An 18008-nucleotide genomic window follows, 5' to 3' on the forward strand; every position below is an offset into this window, starting at 1 on the left:
GCACCAGAACGGGGACTGACCATGATCCGCAAGACCACTCTCCTGCTCGCAGGCACGGCAGCGCTCGCGCTTGCCGGCGCGGCGCAGGCCAATGACAGCCACGCCGATCACATGCTGATCGACGACCATGAAAACGCGGCCAGCAGCGAGGACGCCGCCACGCCGAGCATGAATTTCGGCAACTGGGGCGTCGGGCTCGAATATATCGATACCGAGCTCGATCCGGGCGACGATTTCAACGCCTATGCCAATGGCAAGTGGATCGCGGCGAACGAGATCCCGGCCGACCGCCAGCGTTTCGGCGCGTTCGACATGTTGCGCGAAGGCGCGACGCGCGACGTGCGCAGCCTTGTCGAGGGGCTGGTGGCTTCCGATCCCGCTCCGGGCACGCAGGCGCGCCGGATCGTCGATGCCTACAACGCCTTCATGGACACCGACGCGATCGATGCGAGCGGGCTGGTCCCAGCCTATCCCTACCTCGCCGAAATCTACGGCGCGCGCGATCTCGAAAGCCTTGCGCGGCTGTTCGGCAAGCCCGGTTACCCGGCGCTGGTGAGCGCAGGCGTCACCATCGATGCGCGCAACCCGACCCAATATGCCGTCAGCATCGGCTTTGACGGCATGGGCCTTCCCGACCGTGACTATTACCTCGTCGATTCAGAGAGCAATCTCGAGATCCGCGCCAAGTACAAGGATTACCTTGCCACCGTGTTCGATGCGGCTGGCTATGCCGATCCGCGCGGCGCGGCAGAGGCGGTCTATGCCTTCGAACACAAGGTCGCCGAGCTCGAATGGGCGCGCCAGATCTTTCGCCGCCCGACGCTCACCTATAACGAGCTGAGCCCTACGGACCTTGCCGAGCTTGCTGGCGATTTCCCGATTGCCGCGGTGCTCGAATCATCTCAGCTCGGTGGGCAGGAGCGCTATCTTGCAGCGCAGCTTCCCCCGACGCCCGAGGAAATCGAGGAAGCCGGCCTCACACCCGAACAGGTCGAGATGATCGGCGGCGGCCTGCCGGCGATGATGGAACTGCTCAACAACACCCCGCTGGCAACGCTCAAGGCCTATATGGCCAAGAGCTTCCTGTCCTCGAATGCGGCGGTGCTGTCGAGCGAGCTCGACGATGCCAATTTCGCTTTCTACGGCAAGACAATCAGCGGGCGCGAGGAGCAGCAGGAACGCTGGAAGCGCGCGATTTCCGCGGTCGAGGGTTCGATCGGCGAGCAATTGGGCGCGCTCTATGTCGAGCGCTACTTCCCGCCTGAAAGCAAGGCGCGGATGGACGAGCTGGTCGCCAATCTCACCCGCGCGATGAACGCCGCGCTCGATGAAAACGAATGGATGACCGAGGCGACCATCGCCGAGGCGCGCACCAAGCTCGAAGGCTTCGTGCCGATGATCGGCTATCCGGACGAGTTCAAGACCTATGATGGGCTAGCGATCAGCGCCGAGGATCCGCTCGCCAACCGGATCGCGACGATTACCTGGAACGACGAGGACATGCGTTCGCGTCTCGGCACCGAGGTCGATCCGACCGAATGGGGCATGTTCCCGCAGACGGTGAACGCCTATTACTCGCCGCTCACCAACCGCATCGTCTTTCCCGCCGCGATCCTCCAGCCGCCCTTCTTCAACGGCAATGCCGATCCGGCGGTCAATTATGGCGGGATCGGCGCGGTGATCGGCCACGAGATCGGCCATGGCTATGACGACCAGGGCTCGCAGTTCGATTCGACCGGCACCTTGCGCAATTGGTGGCAGGACGAGGACCGCGAGGGCTTCGTCAAGTTTACCGAGCAGATGGGCGAATTCATCGAGGCGTTCTGCCCGGTCGAGGGGTCGAACGGTCCCGAATGCCTGCGCGCCGGCCAATCCATGGGCGAAACGCTGGGCGATGTCGTCGGCCTGCAAATGGCCTATCGCGCCTACCGGATGAGCCTGAACGGCGAAGAAGCCCCGGTCATTGACGGCCTGACCGGCGACCAGCGTTTCTTCCTTGGCTTCGCGCAGATCTGGCGCGGAATGGAACGCGAGGCCTCGCTGCGCAACCGGGTCATGACCGCCAACCACCCGCCGGGCGAATTCCGCCTCAACAATGCGGTGCGCCACATCGATGCCTGGTACGAGGCATTCAATGTCAGCGAGGACGATGCGCTCTACCTGCCGCCCGAACAGCGCGTGCGGATCTGGTAAGAAGGAATTGACATGGCCCGCGCCCCTGCCATGGAGCGCGGGTCATGACATTCCTGCAAATGCTCATCATCGCGGTGGTCCAGGGAATCACCGAATTCCTGCCGATCTCCTCGTCGGGCCACCTCATCCTGGTGCCGGTCTTCACCGGGGCGGCGGACCAGGGACCGATGATCGACATCGCGGTCCATGTCGGCTCGCTGCTCGCGATCATCGTCTATTTCTTCAAGGACGTCTGGGGCCTCGCGCGCGGCGGGTTTGCCACGGTTGGCATCGGCGCCGACGATCCCGACACCCGCGCATGGCGCAAGCTGTTCTTCTGGATCGTGCTCGGCACCATCCCCGCGGTCGTGTTCGGCCTGCTGATCAAGACCGGCACGCTCAACGGGCTGGTCGAGGCGACTTTCGGGATCGCGATTATCGATGACGACCTGCTCGCCTCGATCCGCTTCACCGACCTGATCGCGGTCAATCTCATCGCTTATGGCGTGCTGCTCGGCATTGCCGACCGGTTCGGACGCGAGGTCAAGAGCTTCGAGGACATGACCTGGCGCGAGGGGCTGATCGTCGGACTGGCGCAGGCGCTCGCGCTGGTGCCGGGAACGAGCCGTTCGGGCGTCACCATGACCGCGGCACGCTTTCTCGGCTACAAGCGCTTCGAGGCGGCGCGGTTCTCGTTCCTGCTCTCGATCCCCGCGGTCGCGGGTGCGGGTGTGCTGATCGTCCCCGACCTGCTCGAAGCCGATGGCGCGCTGCTGGTCGAGGCCATCATCACCGGCGCGATGACCTTTGTCGCGGCGTTCCTCACCATGGCGTTCCTGATGAACTTCCTGCGCCGGGCATCGATGATGGTTTTCGTGGTCTACCGGATCGCCATGGGCTGCGCGCTTCTCTATTTTTTCTGACCGAAACGGCGCGATCGCGCGGTTTTTGCGGAACCTAAGCGCCTTTTGCCTGTTGAAATGACTGAACCGCAAATGAAAGGAAAATTGCCCGGACCATGGCTTTGATTTTGCTCATTGTTATCGGATGCAGCGCGGGGTGGCTCGCGTCCATCTTCGCACGCACCGAAGAGCCGCGCGAGGTCTTGCGGCAAATGGGCGTGGGTCTGATCGCGTCAATCGCGGCCGGACTGCTGACCAATTCGGGCACGATCCTGGGAAGCCTGGGCACGGTTGCGCTGTTTGCATCGATCGCCGCGTCGGCAGGTGCGCTGGCGATCTATCATTTCTATATCCGCCAGCGGATCGAGCTTTAGGCCGGTTCGCGCCGCGCCGAACACGGCGCGCTCGGCTTTTCCCGTCAGACCGGTTTTGCCCCGCTCCCGCGCCCACCGCGAAGGTGGTATTCGAGCGTGCCGCGATTGACGACGTTATCGACATCGATCACCGCCGAATTGGCATAGGTGAAGCCGGGGGCAAGATTGCGATAAAGCTGGTCGAAATCGCGCTCGACCGTCTGGCGATAGAGATCGTCGAAACTCTCGATCACGAAATAGGTCGGTTGCAGGTCGCTGATCACGTAATCGGTGCGCATCACCCGGTCGACATTGAGCATGATCCGATTGGGGCTTTCCGCCTCGACCGCGAAACGTGCCTCGGTCGGGCCTGACAGGATGCCCGCCCCATAGGCGCGAAGGCCGTCTTCCTCCTCGATCAGGCCGAACTCGACCGTGTACCAGTAAAGCGCGCCGAGCGCTTTCAACCGGTTGTATCGCATCGCCTTCCAGCCGGCACGGCCATATTCCTGCATGTAATCGGCATAGACCGGATCGGTCAGCATCGGCACGTGACCGAACACGTCGTGAAAGACGTCAGGTTCCTGGATGTAATCGAAGGTTTCGCGCGTGCGGATGAAATTGCCCGCGGGAAAGCGGCGATTGGCAAGGTGCCAGAAGAACACGTGATCGGGGATCAGCATCGGCACCGGCACCACGCTCCAGCCGGTGAGCTTGCCCAGCTCTTCGGACAGATCGCCGAAATCGGGGATGCCGCCGCGCGACAGGTCGAGCTTGTCGAGCCCGGCCATGAACGCGCTCGCCGCGCGGCCGGGGAGGATTTCCATCTGGCGCGCGAACAGGTCGTTCCAGATCGCATGCTCGTCCGACGCATAATCGGTCTGCTGCGGCTCGAGCCAGTCATCGCCGAGATGGGCCGGCTTGGCGAGCGGTGCGGTGAAGACGTCTGCCGGAAGCTCGGGCAGGCGGCTGAAATCGGTCTGGGGTTCTGCGATGGTAGCCATATCGTGTCATTTGATACTACCACCGCGCTTGGGCAAGGACAAATGCGCGCAAGAGGGAGCGGGGACATGGCATTGAAGGGCAAGCAATATCGCAAGGAACTCGCGCCGCTGACCGAGGAACTGGTCGGCATGGCGCGATGGGCGCGGACCACGGGCGCGCGGATCGTGGTGATCTTCGAAGGGCGCGACACCGCGGGCAAGGGCGGGGCGATCCGGGCTGTGCGCGACCGGCTCAACCCGCGCCAGTGCCGCACCGTGGCGCTGTCCAAGCCGAGCGAGGAAGAACAGACCCAATGGTATTTCCAGCGTTATGTCCGCCACCTGCCCCATGCCGGCGAGATCGTGCTGTTCGACCGGTCCTGGTACAACCGCGCGGGCGTCGAAAAGGTCATGGGCTATGCCGACGACGCCGAGGTCGCGGCCTTTCTCGAAGCCGCGCCGGTCTTCGAGAAACTGCTCACCGATGACGGCATATTGCTGTTCAAATACTGGCTCACCACCGACCAGGCGCTGCAGGAAGAGCGGCTTCGCGAAAGGCTTGCCGACCCGCTCAAGCGCTGGAAGCTGTCGCCGGTCGATCTGGCTGCGCGCGACCTCTACGACGACTACACCCAAGCGCGCGAGGCGATGCTGCGCGCCACCCATACCGATCACGCGCCTTGGACGCTGGTCGATTTCAACGACCAGAAGCGCGGGCGGCTGACGCTGATCCGCGATCTGCTCGACCGGTTGCCCGACACCCATGTCGATCCGCCCGCGATCGATTACCCCGATTTCGAAGGCGAGCCGAAAGCCGAGAGCTACGACGTGATCTCACCGATCACACCCTATCCGCTGGACGATTGACCGGCGCTGCCTTTTGCTATAAAAACGATATCATATTTATATCTACCAGGAGGCAGGGGATGACCAGCAGTACACTCTCGACGATGGAGAACAGCAAGGAGCGGCTCGGGAACGCGTTTAACGGCTATGCCATGCTCGCGCTGTTCGCGGCGATCACCGTTGCGGCCGTGGTGCTTTTGTTCACCGTGCCGCCGGGGGCCGATGGTTCGACCGCGGAAAAGATCGGCTTTCTCGCCGCGCTCATCACCAGCGCTGTCGTGGTGCTGGTCGGCCTGTGCGGCTTCTTCATGATCCAGCCCAACCAGGCCGCAGTGATCACCCTGTTCGGCGAATATCGCGGCACCGTGCGCAAGGACGGGTTGCACTGGGTGTGGCCGTGGATGATGCGCACCAAGGTCAGCGTGCGTGCGCACAACATCCATTCCGAGCGCGTAAAGATCAACGACCTTCGCGGCAATCCGATCGAGATCGCCTGCAACACGGTATGGCGCGTCGCCGACACAGCGCAGGCGGTATTCGATGTCGACGATTACAAGACCTTCGTGAACATCCAGATCGAAGCCGGATTGCGCACCGTCGGCGCACGGCACCCCTATGATGACATGAGCGACGAGGACAAGACGACGCTGCGCGGCAGCGCCGACGTGGTCAATCGCGAGCTGCGCGAGGAATTGAACGAGCGGCTCCAGGTCGCCGGCATCGTGGTCGATGAAGCCGGACTCACCCACCTCGCCTATGCGCCTGAGATTGCGGGGGCGATGCTTCGCCGTCAGCAGGCCGACGCGGTGATCGCGGCGCGCAAGAAGGTGGTGATCGGCGCGGTCGGCATGGTCGAGGACGCGCTCGGCAAGCTGTCTGCCGATGGCATCATCGAACTCGACGGCGAACGCCGCGCGGCGATGGTGTCGAACCTGATGGTGGTGCTGTGCGGGGATCGCGACGCGCACCCGGTGGTGAACGCCGGGACGCTTTACCAGTAAATCTCGCGCTTACGAGCAGGAGCCACCCATGGCTGCGCCCCCCAAAAAGGCATTCGCGCTAAGGCTCGATCCCAAGGTTCACGCCGCGATCGAACGGCTGGCAGCAGGCGAGCTGCGTTCGGCCAATGCCCAGATCGAGATGCTGCTGCGCGAAGCGCTCGCCGCGCGCGGCATCGCTGTGGGGCAGAGCGAGAAGCCGCGCCGGGGCCGCCCGCCTGGCAAGGGCGACGAACAGCCCTAGATCGCCGCGGTCGCCTTCATCACCTGCCGCCCGTCGCTGGCAAAAGCGCCGAGCGTGATTTCATCGCCATCGCGCCGAATGGCAAGGTGCAGCACCTCGCCCGCTATGGCAGGCGACATTCCGCGAAAGGAAAACTGCGACAGGGTATTGTCGCCGATCTCGCGCGCGGCAAGACCAAGCAACAGGCTCGCGGTCAGCGGCCCGTGGACGACAAGGCCGCGATACCGTTCTTCCCCGCGTGCATAGGGGGCATCGTAATGGATGCGATGGGTGTTGAAGGTCAGCGCCGAATAGCGAAACAACAGGGCCGGCGAGGGGGTGAGCGCGCGGTGCGCATCCCATCCGTTCTTGTCGAACCGCCCGTCGCCCGGCTCTGCTGGCGCGAGCGGCGCGTCGGGCGCGGCGGCCTCGCGATAGACCAGCGTCTGCACCTCGCTCACCGCGAGCGCGCCGTCGGCATGGGTCTCGTGCGTGATCTCGACAAATGCGAGCCGGCCGCTCGACCCGTCCTTTTCGGCGATCGAGGCCACGCGGCTGTTGCGGACAATGCTGGCCCCGATCGCCAGCGGCGAATGAAACGTGATTTCGCTCGACGCCCACATGCGGCGCGGCATCGGGAAAGGCGGGAGGAAGCTTGCCGCGCTGTCATCGCGCGCCGGATGGCCATCGCGCCCGAGCTGCGCTGTCGGCGCGGTGGGCGTGCACAGGCAGAAGTGGAAACCCTGCGGCAGGATGCCGTCTGAGGGTGCGGGCAGGTCGAAGGTCGCGTGGAACCGCTCGGCGAGCGCCGGATCGATCCGGTCAGCGGCGCGCTGTTCGCGCCCGATCCAGGCGTCCCAACCGCTCATGCCGCGCGTTCGAACACCGCCGCGATGCCCTGTCCGCCGCCAATGCACATGGTCTCGAGACCGTAGCGGACCTCGCGCCGGTGCATTTCGGCCGCCATGTCGGCAAGGATGCGCCCGCCGGTCGCGCCGATCGGGTGGCCGAGCGAGATGCCCGAACCGTTGACGTTGAGGATATCGCGGCGGCTGTCATCCTCGCTCCATCCCCAGCCCTTGAGCACGGCGAGAACCTGCGGCGCGAAGGCTTCGTTCAATTCGACCAGGCCGATATCGTCCCAGCTATAGCCGCGCCGTTCGAACAGGCGCTCGGTCGCGGGCACCGGGCCGATCCCCATGCGCGACGGATCGCAGCCCGCAGCCGCCCAGCCACCGAACCACAGGCTTGGCGTGAGGCCCAGTTCATCCAGCTTGTCCTCTGCAACAACGAGGCAGGCTGCCGCCGCATCGTTCTGCTGGCTGGCATTGCCGGCGGTGACGATGGCATCGGGGTCGCGCTTGCCGTCGATCGCGCGCAATTGCCCGAGGCTTTCCATCGAGGCGTCGGCGCGGAAGCCCTCGTCGCGCTCGAACAGCACCGGATCGCCCCGGCGCTGCGGCACCTCGACCGGCACGATGTGATCGTCGAACTTGCCCGCGTCCCAGGCGGCCGCGGCATTGGAGTGCGAGCGGACCGCATAGGCATCCGCTTGTTCGCGGGTGATGCCGTAATCCTTTGCGAGGTTCTCGGCGGTCTCGATCATCCCGGTGATGATGCCGAAGCGCTCGATCGGCTGGCTCATCAGCCGCCCGCGCGACAGCCTGTCATGCAGCGTGATGTCGCCCATTCGCGCCCCACCCCGCCCTTGCAGCGTGTAGTGCTCGACATTCGACATGCTCTCGCACCCGCCCGCGACCACCACGTCGGCCATGCCGGTCTCGACCATCATCGCCGCATTGGCGACCGCCTGCACGCCCGATCCGCAGCGCCGGTCGAGCTGGTATCCGGGCACTTCGAGCGGGAGACCGGCGGCAAGCCAGGACCAGTGGCCGATCGCGGGCGCTTCACCATTGCCATAACCCTGGCTGAAGACGACATCGTCGACCCGTTCGGGATCGATGCCCGAGCGATTGACCAGCGCCTTCATGATGATCGCGCCCAGCTCTCCGGCATTGAGGGCCGACAGGCTCCCGAGGAACTTGCCCACCGGCGTGCGAAGCGGCGAGACGATAGCGGCTCTTCTGGTCATTTGCGGTCCTTGTCCGATAGGGCGAGCGTGCCTGCATCGACCAGCTTGCCGATCGCGCCCGAAGACAGCCCAAGCCTTTCGGCGAGCACTTCTTCCGAATGCTGGCCCAGATACGGCGCGGGGGCAGGGTCGGCGGCAGGCTGACCAGCGATATTGGCGAAGCTGCGCGGGGCGGGATAGGCGAAGCCCGATGGGTTGGCCGGCGAGGGGCCGAACAGCGGATTGTCGCCGACCAGCGCGGGATCAGTCGCGGCCTCGTGCGCGGTGCGGTACTTCTCGAAAGTGCAGCCATGCGCTGCCATGGCCTCGGCCAGCGAGGCGTAATCGCGCGTTCCAGCGGCCTGCTGGAACAGGTCGAACAGCGCGTGGCGATGTTCGAAACGGGGGCGGTCGCCTTCGGAGAAATCGACTCCGAGCTTGCTTTCGAGCGCAGCGATCGGCTCGGCGACATCGAACGCCGCGACAAGCCCGGTCCATTGCTTGGGCGTGAGCGCTGCGACCATGAAACGCACCCCGTCACGGCTGCGGAAATCGCGCCCGAACGCGCCCCAGATCGCGTTGCCGAGCCGTTCGCGGTCGCTCCCGCGATAGAGCATCTCCGCCATGGCACCCGAATTGGCGAGGGTCCCGATCGCGACATCGCCCAATGGCACGCGCAGCTCGCTGCCCTTGCCGATCGCATCGCGGTGGCGCAGCGCCGCCATCAGCGCAAAGGCGCAATAGGCGCCGGTGATGAAATCCCATGCCGGGAGCACCTGGTTGACCGGCGGCGCGGTGGCCGGGTCCCAGTCCGCCGGCCCTGTCATGAGCGGATAACCGGAGGCGGCGTTGACGGTGAAATCCATCGCCTGGCGCCCGTCGTGCCAGCCCATGATCCTGATCGAGGTCATGTCGGGCGCGCCCTCGGGCTGGGCGGCCTTCATGGCGTCATGCGACAGGAAGCTCTTTTCGGGCAGGTTGGTGATGCAATTGCCGGTCACGCCCGCCAGCGCGACCGCGATCTCGCGGCCCTCTCCGCTGCGCAGGTCGAGCGCGACCGATTTCTTGGCGCGGTTGAGGTTCTCCCAAGACAGCGAGCGCCCCTCGCGCGTCAGCATGTAGCGGTCGTAATCAAGCCCGCCCGCCTTGTGGTCGACGCGGATCACCTCGGCTCCCATCTGCGCGCAATAGAGCCCGGCCGTGGGCGAGGCGACGAAGCTCGAGACCTCGATGATCGAAAGGCCGTTCAGGAGGTCATACATCGCGGCTCACCCGTTCGCCGCTTCCCATTCGCGCAGCATGTGCTTGGCGATCTGGAGCTGGAGGATCTGCGTGGTGCCCTCGTAAATGCGGTAGATGCGGGCATCGCGGAAGAAGCGTTCGGCATCGTATTCGGCGAGGTAGCCCGCGCCGCCATAGACCTGCACCACCCGGTCGACCACGCGGCCGCACATCTCGGATGCGAAGACCTTGAACGCGGCTGCCTTGACCAGGATGTTCTCGCCCCGGTCCGCGCGCGCGGTGACATCGGCCATCATCGCCTCGGCAGCGTAGATTTCGATCTCGCTGTCGGCGAGCATTGCCTGGATCAGCTGGAACCGCGCGATCGGCTCGCCAAAGGCCTTGCGCTCATTGGCATAGCGGATCGCCGAATCGAGCGCGCGCCGGGCATAGCCTGTCGCCGCAGCGCCGACCGAGATCCGGCCGTTGTCGAGGCTCTGCATGGCGAAGCGGAAACCCTTGCCGGTCTCACCGCCCAGCAGCGCTTCGCCCGGGACCTTCACATCGTCGAGCATGATGTCGGAAATGTGGCTGCCGGCCTGGCCCATCTTCTTGTCGGGCGAACCGGTCGATATGCCCGGCGTGTCCATCGGCACGAGGAACGCCGAGACATGCGCGTTCTTGGGCAACGCCTCCTTTTCGGTGCGCGCCATGATCAGCGCGACATCGGCATGGGGCGCATTGGTAATGTAGCGCTTGGTGCCGTTGAGCACCCAGCCATTGCCATCGGGATCGCGCGTCGCGGTGGTCTGCATCGCCGCCGAATCGCTGCCCGATCCCGGCTCGGTCAGGCCGAAGCAGGCGATCTTGCCTTCGACCAGCTTGGGGTAATATTCGGCGCGCTGCGCCTCGGTCGCGCCGTTCTTGAGCGCGCTGGCGAACATCCCGACATTGATCGAGAAGATCGAGCGATAGGCGGGCGCGACATAGCTCATCGTGTTCACGACCCGCGCATACTGGGTCACGTTGAGCCCTGCCCCGCCATATTCTTCGGGCACCGAAATGCCGAACAGGCCCATCTCGCGCATCTCGTCGATGATCTGCGCCGGGACCGCGTCATCGGCGATCACCTCTTCCTCGGCCGGGATCAGCCGTTCGCGCACATAGCGGGTGAGTTGTTCGTGGAATTGTTCGAACGTATCGGCATCCATGCCGGGATTGTGCGCGCTCATGCACCGCCTTCCGCATTGTCACTGTCTTGCGCTGCCGGAGCCTGCTCGATCGGCATTTCGACCGGCGGGAGCGCGCCCTCGGGCAGGTTGCGCTGCTCGAGCATTTCGGCCGCCTCGTCGAGCGCGCGTGCCTCGCCCTCACTCACCGCGCCTGGCCCGTCGGCACCGCCGCCATCGCAGGCGGCAAGCGCGAGGGCCAGCCCGGTGGCGGCCCCCGCGAATAAGGCTCGGCGAATGCAGATGCCGCCTGGGATCACTCTTCCACCGCAGCGGCGGCCTCGGCGGCATCGATCGCGGCCTGCGCTTCGGCGGCGACATCGGCGGCCGCATCGGCTGCTTCGTTGGTCGTGACAGGGTCAGGCGCGGTTTCGGTCGGATCGACCGGCGCAGCGGCCTCGGGCCCGGCCTCGACCGGTTCTGCCTCGATCGGGGCGAGCGCTTCTTCGGCGGGCATTTCGACCGTGTCGGGCATCGCCTCGGTCGAGGCATCAGTGGTGTCGCCGCACGCGGCCAGCGTCAGCGCGGTGCCCATGGCGGCAAGGATTGCAGTCTTTTTCATCGGTGGGTCTCCTGATCGGCAATTGAGGAAAATCGTCGCGGCACGGTGTAGCGGCGAGCATCGCGTTAAGCCAAGCGCGAATTGCTGCATCGAAACGGCACACCGGCACTCTTTCAGCGCGGGTTCACGGCGCGGCCCGTGTAATGTCCGCAACATGGCCACCCACGCTCGACCCTCCGCCCGAACGCTCCTGCGCGCCGCCGCCGACCAGTTCGACCTCGCCTTTCTCGCCATGATACTTGGCCTCGCCCTGGCGGCGAGCGCCTCGCCCGCCCGCGCGCAAGCCGGTGCGGGGGCCGCATTCACATTGGTCGAGACCGGGCAGGGGTTTTCGAGCCTCCAGTCGGCCATTGACGCGGTGGGCGATCGGCGCGCGACCATTGCGATCGCGCCGGGCACCTATCGCCGATGCGCGGTCCAGCGTGCGGGCGTGATCACCTACGAGGCGCGCGATCCGGGCAGCGTGACCTTTGCCGGGCGCGCTTGCGAGGGCAAGGCGGCGCTGGTGCTGCGCGGGCTCGGCGCCGAAGTGCGCGGCATCCACTTCACCGGCATCTCGGTTCGCGATGGCAACGGGGCGGGCATCCGCCTCGAACGCGGTGCGCTCAACGTGGTGCGATCGCGCTTTTCGAACAGCCAGCAGGGCATTCTCACCGGAAATGACCCGGCCGCGCAGATTTTCATCACCAGTTCGACCTTTTCGGGGCTGGGCACGTGCGAGAACTCGGCCGGGTGCGCTCATGCGATCTATATCGGCAATTACGGGCGGCTGACCGTGACCGAGAGCCGCTTCGAGCGCGGGCGCGGCGGGCATTACGTCAAGGCGCGCGCTGCGAGCGTGGTCATCACCAATAGCAGTTTTGACGATTCGGCCGGGTCGGGGACCAATTACATGATCGACCTGCCTGCCGGCACCACGGGGCAGATCGCGGGCAACTGGTTCGTGCAGGGCCGCGACAAACAGAACCACTCCGCCTTCATCGCACTGGGCGCCGAGACACTGCTCCACGCCTCCGACGGCCTCGTCATTGCTGACAACGAAGCGCGCTTCGTTCCCGGTCTGCGCCGGTCGAGCGCCTTCGTCGCCGACTGGACCGGGTCGCGCATCGCCATGTCGGGCAACCGGCTCGCGCGCGGTTTGACCGGTTACGAGAGGCGATAGCGCGCGCGGACGCTGCGAAATCTAACCGAAAGCGCGCGCATACGAAACCGCGCCTGAAGGCTTGTCGCCATCAAGCACCAGCGCCTGGAAATAGCGCGCGGGCGCGGGCGCGTAGGTCATCGGCGCTGCGGGTTCGAAGCCGAAACGCGGATAATAGGTGTCGCTGCCGAGCAGGACGATGCCCCTTGCGCCGCGTGCGCGCAGATCGGCGATCCCGCGCCGGATCAACGCGCCGCCAATGCCCTTGCGCTGCAATTCGGGCCAGACCGAGACCGGGCCGAGCCCGAACCAGCCTTGCGCCCCGTCGGCGATTTCGACCGGGGAAAAGGCAATTTGGCCGACGATCCGCTCGCCGTCCTCTGCCACCAGCGAGAGCGCGAGATCGCCGTCGGCGCGCAGGCGGTCGACGAGGTGCTGCTCGTCGCCGTCCGAATGCTCCATGTCGCTGAAGGCGGCCTCGGTGAGCGCGAAGATGATTTTCTCGTCGCCCGGCGCTTCGGGGCGGATGGTGATCGCGATCTCGGGCCCGATCATGTCAGCAAGTGCCCCGAACGGTCACGCTTGGTCGCGAGATAGCGGGCATTGTGCGGATTGTCGGCCAGCTGGTGCGGCACGCGCTCGGCGATGGTGATCCCGGCCTCCTCGAGCGCTGCGACTTTCGCCGGGTTGTTTGTCATCAACCGGATCTCGCCCGCGCCGAGCAGGTCGAGCATGCGCGCAGCCGTGGCGAAATCGCGCGCCTCGTCGGGCAGGCCCAGCCGGCGGTTGGCATCGAGCGTGTCGAAGCCCTCGTCCTGCAACCGGTAGGCGCGAAGCTTGTTGACGAGGCCGATCCCGCGCCCTTCCTGCCGCATGTAGAGAAGCGCGCCCCAGCCGCAGTCCTCGCTCGCGTGGCGCGCCATGGCGTGAAGCGCGGCATCGAGCTGCGGGCCGCAATCGCATTTCAGGCTGCCGAGGATGTCCCCTGTCAGGCATTCCGAATGCAGCCGCACCAGCGGGGGGCGGTCGCCGGTCTGCTTGCCGATGATGAGCGCGACATGTTCGCGGGTGTCGTCAAGGGAGCGGAAGGCGATGATCTCCGCGTCCTCGCTGGCGCTGACAGGCAGCCGCGCGCGGGTGACGATCCGCAGGTCCCGGCTCGCGCCATAGGCTTCGAGATCGGCGACAGCGACCGGCTGCGCTTCACCCGCCTGTTCGGGATCGACGAGAAAGGCGGGCAGGATCCCTGCGATCCGCGCCAGTTCCATCGCCGCCTCGGCCATGGCCTCCCATTCCAGCGGCAGGGCGCGGAACGGCCCCTTGAGCGGGTGAGCGAGGTCGAGCGCGGGATCGGCGATCGGCACCGCGTCGGCGAGCGCGAAGGGTTCGCCCCCCTCGATCAGCACCGGTCCGTGCGGCCGTGCCGCCTCGCGCTGGTTGGCAAGTTTGAGCGTTGCTGCACGCGCAGCCGAAATCAACACTGTCTCGCTGCGCGCCTCGCTCGCAATCGCGGTCTCTACGGGCAGCAGCGTGCGCCTCGCGCCGCCACCAGGCTCGAAGACGATCGGCCAGCCGTGCCGTAGCGCGTCCACCGCCTGCGCCGCGCGGCGCGAAGGGGTGGGCGAGGCCGTCAAATATCGAACTCGGTGACGAGCGGCACGTGGTCGGACGGCTTCTCCCAGCTCCGTGCCTCTTCCAGCACGCGATGCGCGCTCGCCTGCCGCGCCAGCTCGGGGCTGGCCCACATGTGATCGAGCCGCCGCCCGCGATCGTTCTTGCGCCAGTCGGGCGAGCGATAGGACCACCAGCTGTAATAACGTTCGGGATCGCGGATATGTTCGCGCCCGATATCGGTCCAGCCATGCGCGTCCTTGAAGCGCTGAAGCGTTTCGACCTCGAGCGGGGTGTGGCTGACCACCTTGAGCAATTGCTTGTGGCTCCACACGTCGCTTTCGAGCGGGGCGATGTTGAAATCGCCGACAATCAAGGTGGGCTTTTCGACCGTGTCGGCCCAGCGGGTCATGCGTTCGAGGAAGTCGAGCTTCTGGCCGAATTTCGCATTGACCTCGCGGTCGGGGACATCGCCGCCGGCGGGCACGTAGACGTTCTCGACCAGCATGTCCCTGCCGATCACCTCGACCCCGACATGGCGCGCCTCGCCATTGTCCTGCCAGTCGTGGCGCGAATATTCGCGGATCGGGACGCGGCTGACGGTGGCGACGCCGTGATAGCCCTTCTGTCCGCACACGACCTGGTGCTCGTATCCCGCTTCGGCCAGCGCTTCGGCGGGGAACTGGTGTTCCTGGCACTTGATCTCCTGCAGGCACAGGATATCGGGCGCGTGTTCGGCGAGGTAGCGCTTGACCTGGTCAATGCGCAGGCGGACCGAATTGATGTTCCAGGTGGCAACAGAAATCATGGGCACGCCACTTAAGGCGTGGCTGCGCGAAACTCCACCTTTCACTTTCCCCCGGAGCGCGAAAACGATAGCGCATGGCTCACAAGTTCTGCCGGAGAAAGACACGATGAACCGCACCCTCGCCCCCGCCTTGACGCTCGCCCTGTCGACCAGTGCGCTCGCGCTTGGCGGTTGTACCACCACCACGATCAACCATTACGGCGAGGAAGAGGCCGCGAACACCGCTGCCGCCGCCGCAGAGCCGGAGGCGGCGCCGCGCGCGAAGAACGTGATCGTCTTTATCGGCGATGGCATGGGCATCTCGACCATCACCGCCGCGCGCATCTATGCCGGGCAGAAACTGGGCGGATCCGGCGAGGAACACGTCCTGCCGTTCGAGACCTTCGACAACGTCGCGCTGGTGAAGACCTACAACACCAATGCCCAGGTGCCCGACAGCGCGGGTACCGCGACCGCGATCCATTCGGGCGAAAAGACCCGGATCGGCTTTCTCGGCGTCGGCCCGCAGGCGGAGCGCGGCTCCTGCGCGGGCACGCTCGCTCACCCGCTGCCGCTGCTGGGCGAGGAAGTGGCCGAGCGGGGTCTCGCGCTCGGCATCGTCTCGACCGCGCGGATCACCCATGCGACGCCGGCGAGCGTCTATGCCCGCGCCACCGAACGCGGGTGGGAATCCTTAGTCGAGGCGACCGACGAGGATGGCGGCGCGCAATGCGAGGACATCGCTACCCAGCTGGTCGGGTTCGATTTCGATGTCGCGCTGGGCGGCGGGGCCGGCGCGTTCTACGGCAGCGAGGCAGGGGGCTGGCGCCGCGAGGCTGGCGCAGACCTTCCGGCTGGCTGGGCCGCACGCACCGGTGGAACCTATGTCACCACCGCCGAGGAACTCGCTGCAGCGCCGATGGACGCGCCGGTGTTCGGCCTGTTTGCGCAAAGCCACATGACCTTCATGGCCGAACGCGCTGCCGACCCGGCGGAAGGGGCGAGCGAGCCGACGCTCACCGACATGACCGCCCAGGCGATCGCGCGGCTCGGAACCGATCCCGAAGGCTATTACCTGATGGTCGAAAGCGGCCGGATCGATCACGCGCATCACGGCGGCTATGCCGGGGTCGCGCTCGAGGAGGCGGTCGAGTTCGCGCGCGCGATCCAGTACGCGATCGACAACACCGATCCCGAAGAAACGCTGATCATGGTCACTGCCGATCACAGCCACGTCTTCACCATTGCCGGCTATCCGCGGCGCGGCAATGACATCCTGGGTCTCGTGGTCCCGCCTGCCGACGAGACCGGCGGCACCGACGAGCCCGCGCTCGCCGAGGACGGCAAGCCCTACACCACGCTCGGCTATGGCAACGGCCCCGGAGCGATCGCCAACATGGCCGAACGCCCGATGCCCGAGACCGGCATCACCGCGCGCCAGCAATCGGCGATCCCCACCAGCGGCGAAACCCATGCAGGCGAGGACGTCGCGCTCTATGCGCAGGGCCCCGGCGCGCACCGCGCGCGCGGAGTGATCGAGCAGAACGTGATCTATGCGATCATCCGCAAGGCTTTCGGCTGGGAGTAAGTTTTAGCAAAAGAGAGGCGGGCAAACAAAAAACCCCTGTGCCGGGGGCGTTGGCACAGGGGTTCGTTGTCAGCGTTCGTCACGCTTTTGCGCAAGGCGGGCCGCTTGGGGGGGAAGGACAACAGGGGGGAAACCCTTCCACAAAGCCCGGCCTTGTCACCATGAATTACGGCGATCCGGCTTTCGTTTCGATGAACGATCACCCCCGTTCATCGCACCATATCGCCGGTTCGTCGGCGCGCGGTTCAGCGCGGGCGACGAGACGAACGGCGCGGGTCGTCGAAGCGGAACGTGCTCTCGGGAACAGCCACGCCGTAGCGGTGATTCGCAAGCCTGACCGTGGTCCGGTGGTTCTGCGCATCGAGCGCGACCCAGTGAGTGAGCTGAAGCCCGCCCGGGGCATTGGGATTGCGAACGAAGATCAGGTTCATCCGCCCGAATTCGGGACGGTCGGGATCGCGCACATCGATGCTGATCACGTCCGAACTGCCGGTCGGGACCAGCGTGCCGTATTGCTTCACGTCGCGATTGGGATCGAGCAGCGCGCCAAGCGGCGAGTTGCGGATCGGCCAGCGCTCGACCTGGTTGACCGCGTAATCGATCATGTAGAGCGAGCGGCCATTGGAGACCACCAGCAGGTCGGCATCCTTGCCGTAATCGAAGCGGATCTTGCCCGGCCGCTTGAGCGTCATCACCCCGCGCGCCGAATTGCCGGCGCGGTCGGTCTGGGTGAAATCGGCGCGCATGGTCGAAATGCCGCGCAAGGCGGCAACCGCGCGGTCGAGATCGCCGGAACGGGCCTGCGCCGCCGCCGGCTCGGCCGGAGCGAGCATGGTCGCAGCAGGAACGATCGCGGCGCCCGCAGCAGCGAGCGCCATCGGGAAAGCACCCCTGGAAAGGGCACGTCGAAGTGATGTGAGCATGGTCATGCCTCGTCAGTTACAGTCGAGGCGTTGAACCGCGTCTTAATCGGATTGTTCCGCGCGTTCAGACGAATCGCAAGCAGCCCGCGACGAGGGGCTTACTTGATCTTCGCTTCCTTGAACTCGACATGCTTCTTGGCGACCGGGTCGTATTTGCGGAACACCATCTTTTCGGTGATGTTGCGCGGGTTCTTCTTGGTCACGTAATAGAAGCCCGTGCCCTCGGTCGAGACGAGCTTGATCTTGACGGTTGCGGGCTTCGCCATGGCGGTATCCTAAGATCGGGTGGAGGCCGCCCCATCAGCGGGATCGGCCGAAAAACATCAAGGCGGCGCGCACGAGACGTGGCAGCACCGCCCTTCAAGCCGCGCCCATTTGCCGATTCACCGGCAAAAGTC

20 protein-coding genes are annotated in these 18008 nt (G+C 65.6%); 8 read left to right on the forward strand and 12 right to left on the reverse strand.

The annotated features are described in order from the left end of the window. Positions 1-21: 21 nt before the first annotated feature. The 3 genes from ACKTSM_RS02670 (at position 22) to ACKTSM_RS02680 (ending at position 3448) form a co-directional block, all read left to right on the forward strand. On the forward strand, positions 22-2193 hold the full coding sequence (locus ACKTSM_RS02670) for a M13 family metallopeptidase (RefSeq protein WP_407875598.1): 2172 nt from the start codon (positions 22-24) through the stop codon (positions 2191-2193). Positions 2194-2237: 44 nt separating this feature from the next. Beyond that, on the forward strand, positions 2238-3095 hold the full coding sequence (locus tag ACKTSM_RS02675) for an undecaprenyl-diphosphate phosphatase (RefSeq protein WP_407875599.1): 858 nt from the start codon (positions 2238-2240) through the stop codon (positions 3093-3095). A gap of 95 nt (positions 3096-3190) precedes the next feature. Continuing rightward, on the forward strand, positions 3191-3448 hold the full coding sequence (locus ACKTSM_RS02680; protein ID WP_407875600.1) for a hypothetical protein: 258 nt from the start codon (positions 3191-3193) through the stop codon (positions 3446-3448). A gap of 44 nt (positions 3449-3492) precedes the next feature. Here ACKTSM_RS02680 and phhA read toward each other — a convergent pair whose 3' ends face one another. Next, a complete protein-coding gene (gene phhA, locus ACKTSM_RS02685; protein ID WP_407875601.1) occupies positions 3493-4431 on the reverse strand; it encodes a phenylalanine 4-monooxygenase in 939 nt (312 codons plus the stop codon). 66 nt (positions 4432-4497) lie between these two features. Between phhA and ppk2 the strand changes: the two genes are divergently transcribed. From ppk2 to ACKTSM_RS02700, 3 genes are read left to right on the forward strand one after another with little or no spacing between them, the layout of a single operon-like run. Then, on the forward strand, positions 4498-5277 hold the full coding sequence (gene ppk2, locus ACKTSM_RS02690) for a polyphosphate kinase 2 (RefSeq protein ID WP_407875602.1): 780 nt from the start codon (positions 4498-4500) through the stop codon (positions 5275-5277). Between the two features lie 59 nt (positions 5278-5336). Then, positions 5337-6257: an SPFH domain-containing protein gene (locus ACKTSM_RS02695; RefSeq protein WP_407875603.1), complete on the forward strand. Its 921-nt coding sequence runs from the start codon at positions 5337-5339 to the stop codon at positions 6255-6257. A gap of 28 nt (positions 6258-6285) precedes the next feature. Next, complete coding sequence (locus tag ACKTSM_RS02700; RefSeq protein ID WP_407875604.1) at positions 6286-6498, forward strand: toxin-antitoxin system HicB family antitoxin; 213 nt, start codon at positions 6286-6288, stop codon at positions 6496-6498. Here ACKTSM_RS02700 and ACKTSM_RS02705 read toward each other — a convergent pair. From ACKTSM_RS02705 to ACKTSM_RS02730, 6 genes are read right to left on the reverse strand one after another with little or no spacing between them, the layout of a single operon-like run. Then, positions 6495-7346 carry a MaoC family dehydratase N-terminal domain-containing protein gene (locus tag ACKTSM_RS02705; protein WP_407875605.1) on the reverse strand — a complete coding sequence of 284 codons (852 nt, stop codon included), beginning with the start codon at positions 7344-7346 and terminating at the stop codon, positions 6495-6497. The genes ACKTSM_RS02700 and ACKTSM_RS02705 overlap by 4 nt on opposite strands. Beyond that, the gene (locus ACKTSM_RS02710; RefSeq protein ID WP_407875606.1) at positions 7343-8569 is read right to left on the reverse strand and encodes an acetyl-CoA C-acetyltransferase; all 1227 of its coding nucleotides are present in this window, start codon (positions 8567-8569) and stop codon (positions 7343-7345) included. Before ACKTSM_RS02710 ends, ACKTSM_RS02705 begins: the two co-directional genes overlap by 4 nt. Then, on the reverse strand, positions 8566-9810 hold the full coding sequence (locus tag ACKTSM_RS02715; protein WP_407875607.1) for a CoA transferase: 1245 nt from the start codon (positions 9808-9810) through the stop codon (positions 8566-8568). The genes ACKTSM_RS02710 and ACKTSM_RS02715 overlap by 4 nt, the downstream gene beginning before the upstream one ends. Positions 9811-9816: 6 nt before the next feature. Continuing rightward, positions 9817-11001 (reverse strand): acyl-CoA dehydrogenase family protein, encoded by a 1185-nt coding sequence (locus tag ACKTSM_RS02720; RefSeq protein WP_407875608.1) that lies wholly within the window; start codon positions 10999-11001, stop codon positions 9817-9819. Beyond that, entirely contained in the window at positions 10998-11258 is a 261-nt protein-coding gene (locus ACKTSM_RS02725; RefSeq protein ID WP_407875609.1) for a hypothetical protein, read from the reverse strand. The genes ACKTSM_RS02720 and ACKTSM_RS02725 overlap by 4 nt, the downstream gene beginning before the upstream one ends. Further along, positions 11255-11560: a hypothetical protein gene (locus ACKTSM_RS02730; protein ID WP_407875610.1), complete on the reverse strand. Its 306-nt coding sequence runs from the start codon at positions 11558-11560 to the stop codon at positions 11255-11257. The genes ACKTSM_RS02725 and ACKTSM_RS02730 overlap by 4 nt, the downstream gene beginning before the upstream one ends. A gap of 154 nt (positions 11561-11714) precedes the next feature. On the opposite strand from ACKTSM_RS02730, the gene ACKTSM_RS02735 reads away from it, so the two are divergent. Beyond that, positions 11715-12722 (forward strand): right-handed parallel beta-helix repeat-containing protein, encoded by a 1008-nt coding sequence (locus tag ACKTSM_RS02735; protein WP_407875611.1) that lies wholly within the window; start codon positions 11715-11717, stop codon positions 12720-12722. 21 nt (positions 12723-12743) lie between these two features. Here ACKTSM_RS02735 and ACKTSM_RS02740 read toward each other — a convergent pair whose 3' ends face one another. From ACKTSM_RS02740 to xth, 3 genes are read right to left on the reverse strand one after another with little or no spacing between them, the layout of a single operon-like run. Continuing rightward, positions 12744-13256, reverse strand: coding sequence for a GNAT family N-acetyltransferase (locus ACKTSM_RS02740; RefSeq protein WP_407875612.1), 513 nt, complete (start codon positions 13254-13256; stop codon positions 12744-12746). After that, the gene (gene ribA / locus ACKTSM_RS02745) at positions 13253-14293 is read right to left on the reverse strand and encodes a GTP cyclohydrolase II (protein ID WP_407875613.1); all 1041 of its coding nucleotides are present in this window, start codon (positions 14291-14293) and stop codon (positions 13253-13255) included. Before ribA ends, ACKTSM_RS02740 begins: the two co-directional genes overlap by 4 nt. Before the next feature lie 38 nt (positions 14294-14331). Continuing rightward, a complete protein-coding gene (gene xth, locus ACKTSM_RS02750) occupies positions 14332-15120 on the reverse strand; it encodes an exodeoxyribonuclease III (protein ID WP_407875614.1) in 789 nt (262 codons plus the stop codon). Positions 15121-15226: 106 nt separating this feature from the next. Between xth and ACKTSM_RS02755 the strand changes: the two genes are divergently transcribed. Next, positions 15227-16687 carry an alkaline phosphatase gene (locus ACKTSM_RS02755; RefSeq protein ID WP_407875615.1) on the forward strand — a complete coding sequence of 487 codons (1461 nt, stop codon included), beginning with the start codon at positions 15227-15229 and terminating at the stop codon, positions 16685-16687. 245 nt (positions 16688-16932) lie between these two features. Here ACKTSM_RS02755 and ACKTSM_RS02760 read toward each other — a convergent pair whose 3' ends face one another. Both ACKTSM_RS02760 and rpmG read right to left on the reverse strand, forming a co-directional pair. Continuing rightward, positions 16933-17565, reverse strand: a complete 633-nt coding sequence (locus ACKTSM_RS02760; protein WP_407875616.1) for a LolA family protein — start codon at positions 17563-17565, stop codon at positions 16933-16935. Positions 17566-17708: 143 nt separating this feature from the next. Beyond that, positions 17709-17876, reverse strand: coding sequence for a 50S ribosomal protein L33 (gene rpmG / locus ACKTSM_RS02765; protein ID WP_007165948.1), 168 nt, complete (start codon positions 17874-17876; stop codon positions 17709-17711). Between the last annotated feature and the right edge of the window lie 132 nt (positions 17877-18008).

This window comes from Qipengyuania nanhaisediminis, from assembly GCF_045862805.1.
GTDB classification, from domain to species: Bacteria; Pseudomonadota; Alphaproteobacteria; order Sphingomonadales; family Sphingomonadaceae; genus Erythrobacter; species Erythrobacter nanhaisediminis_A.

Excerpts from the sequence above, each read along its gene's own strand:
- ACKTSM_RS02670 (WP_407875598.1), top strand. The coding sequence starts at position 22 with ATGATCCGCAAGACCACTCTCCTGCTCGCAGGCACGGCAGCGCTCGCG.
- ACKTSM_RS02675 (WP_407875599.1), top strand. The coding sequence starts at position 2,238 with ATGACATTCCTGCAAATGCTCATCATCGCGGTGGTCCAGGGAATCACC.
- ACKTSM_RS02680 (WP_407875600.1), top strand. The coding sequence starts at position 3,191 with ATGGCTTTGATTTTGCTCATTGTTATCGGATGCAGCGCGGGGTGGCTC.
- phhA (WP_407875601.1), bottom strand. The coding sequence starts at position 4,431 with ATGGCTACCATCGCAGAACCCCAGACCGATTTCAGCCGCCTGCCCGAG.
- ppk2 (WP_407875602.1), top strand. The coding sequence starts at position 4,498 with ATGGCATTGAAGGGCAAGCAATATCGCAAGGAACTCGCGCCGCTGACC.
- ACKTSM_RS02695 (WP_407875603.1), top strand. The coding sequence starts at position 5,337 with ATGACCAGCAGTACACTCTCGACGATGGAGAACAGCAAGGAGCGGCTC.
- ACKTSM_RS02700 (WP_407875604.1), top strand. The coding sequence starts at position 6,286 with ATGGCTGCGCCCCCCAAAAAGGCATTCGCGCTAAGGCTCGATCCCAAG.
- ACKTSM_RS02705 (WP_407875605.1), bottom strand. The coding sequence starts at position 7,346 with ATGAGCGGTTGGGACGCCTGGATCGGGCGCGAACAGCGCGCCGCTGAC.
- ACKTSM_RS02710 (WP_407875606.1), bottom strand. The coding sequence starts at position 8,569 with ATGACCAGAAGAGCCGCTATCGTCTCGCCGCTTCGCACGCCGGTGGGC.
- ACKTSM_RS02715 (WP_407875607.1), bottom strand. The coding sequence starts at position 9,810 with ATGTATGACCTCCTGAACGGCCTTTCGATCATCGAGGTCTCGAGCTTC.
- ACKTSM_RS02720 (WP_407875608.1), bottom strand. The coding sequence starts at position 11,001 with ATGAGCGCGCACAATCCCGGCATGGATGCCGATACGTTCGAACAATTC.
- ACKTSM_RS02730 (WP_407875610.1), bottom strand. The coding sequence starts at position 11,560 with ATGAAAAAGACTGCAATCCTTGCCGCCATGGGCACCGCGCTGACGCTG.
- ACKTSM_RS02735 (WP_407875611.1), top strand. The coding sequence starts at position 11,715 with ATGGCCACCCACGCTCGACCCTCCGCCCGAACGCTCCTGCGCGCCGCC.
- ACKTSM_RS02740 (WP_407875612.1), bottom strand. The coding sequence starts at position 13,256 with ATGATCGGGCCCGAGATCGCGATCACCATCCGCCCCGAAGCGCCGGGC.
- xth (WP_407875614.1), bottom strand. The coding sequence starts at position 15,120 with ATGATTTCTGTTGCCACCTGGAACATCAATTCGGTCCGCCTGCGCATT.
- ACKTSM_RS02755 (WP_407875615.1), top strand. The coding sequence starts at position 15,227 with ATGAACCGCACCCTCGCCCCCGCCTTGACGCTCGCCCTGTCGACCAGT.
- ACKTSM_RS02760 (WP_407875616.1), bottom strand. The coding sequence starts at position 17,565 with ATGGCGCTCGCTGCTGCGGGCGCCGCGATCGTTCCTGCTGCGACCATG.
- rpmG (WP_007165948.1), bottom strand. The coding sequence starts at position 17,876 with ATGGCGAAGCCCGCAACCGTCAAGATCAAGCTCGTCTCGACCGAGGGC.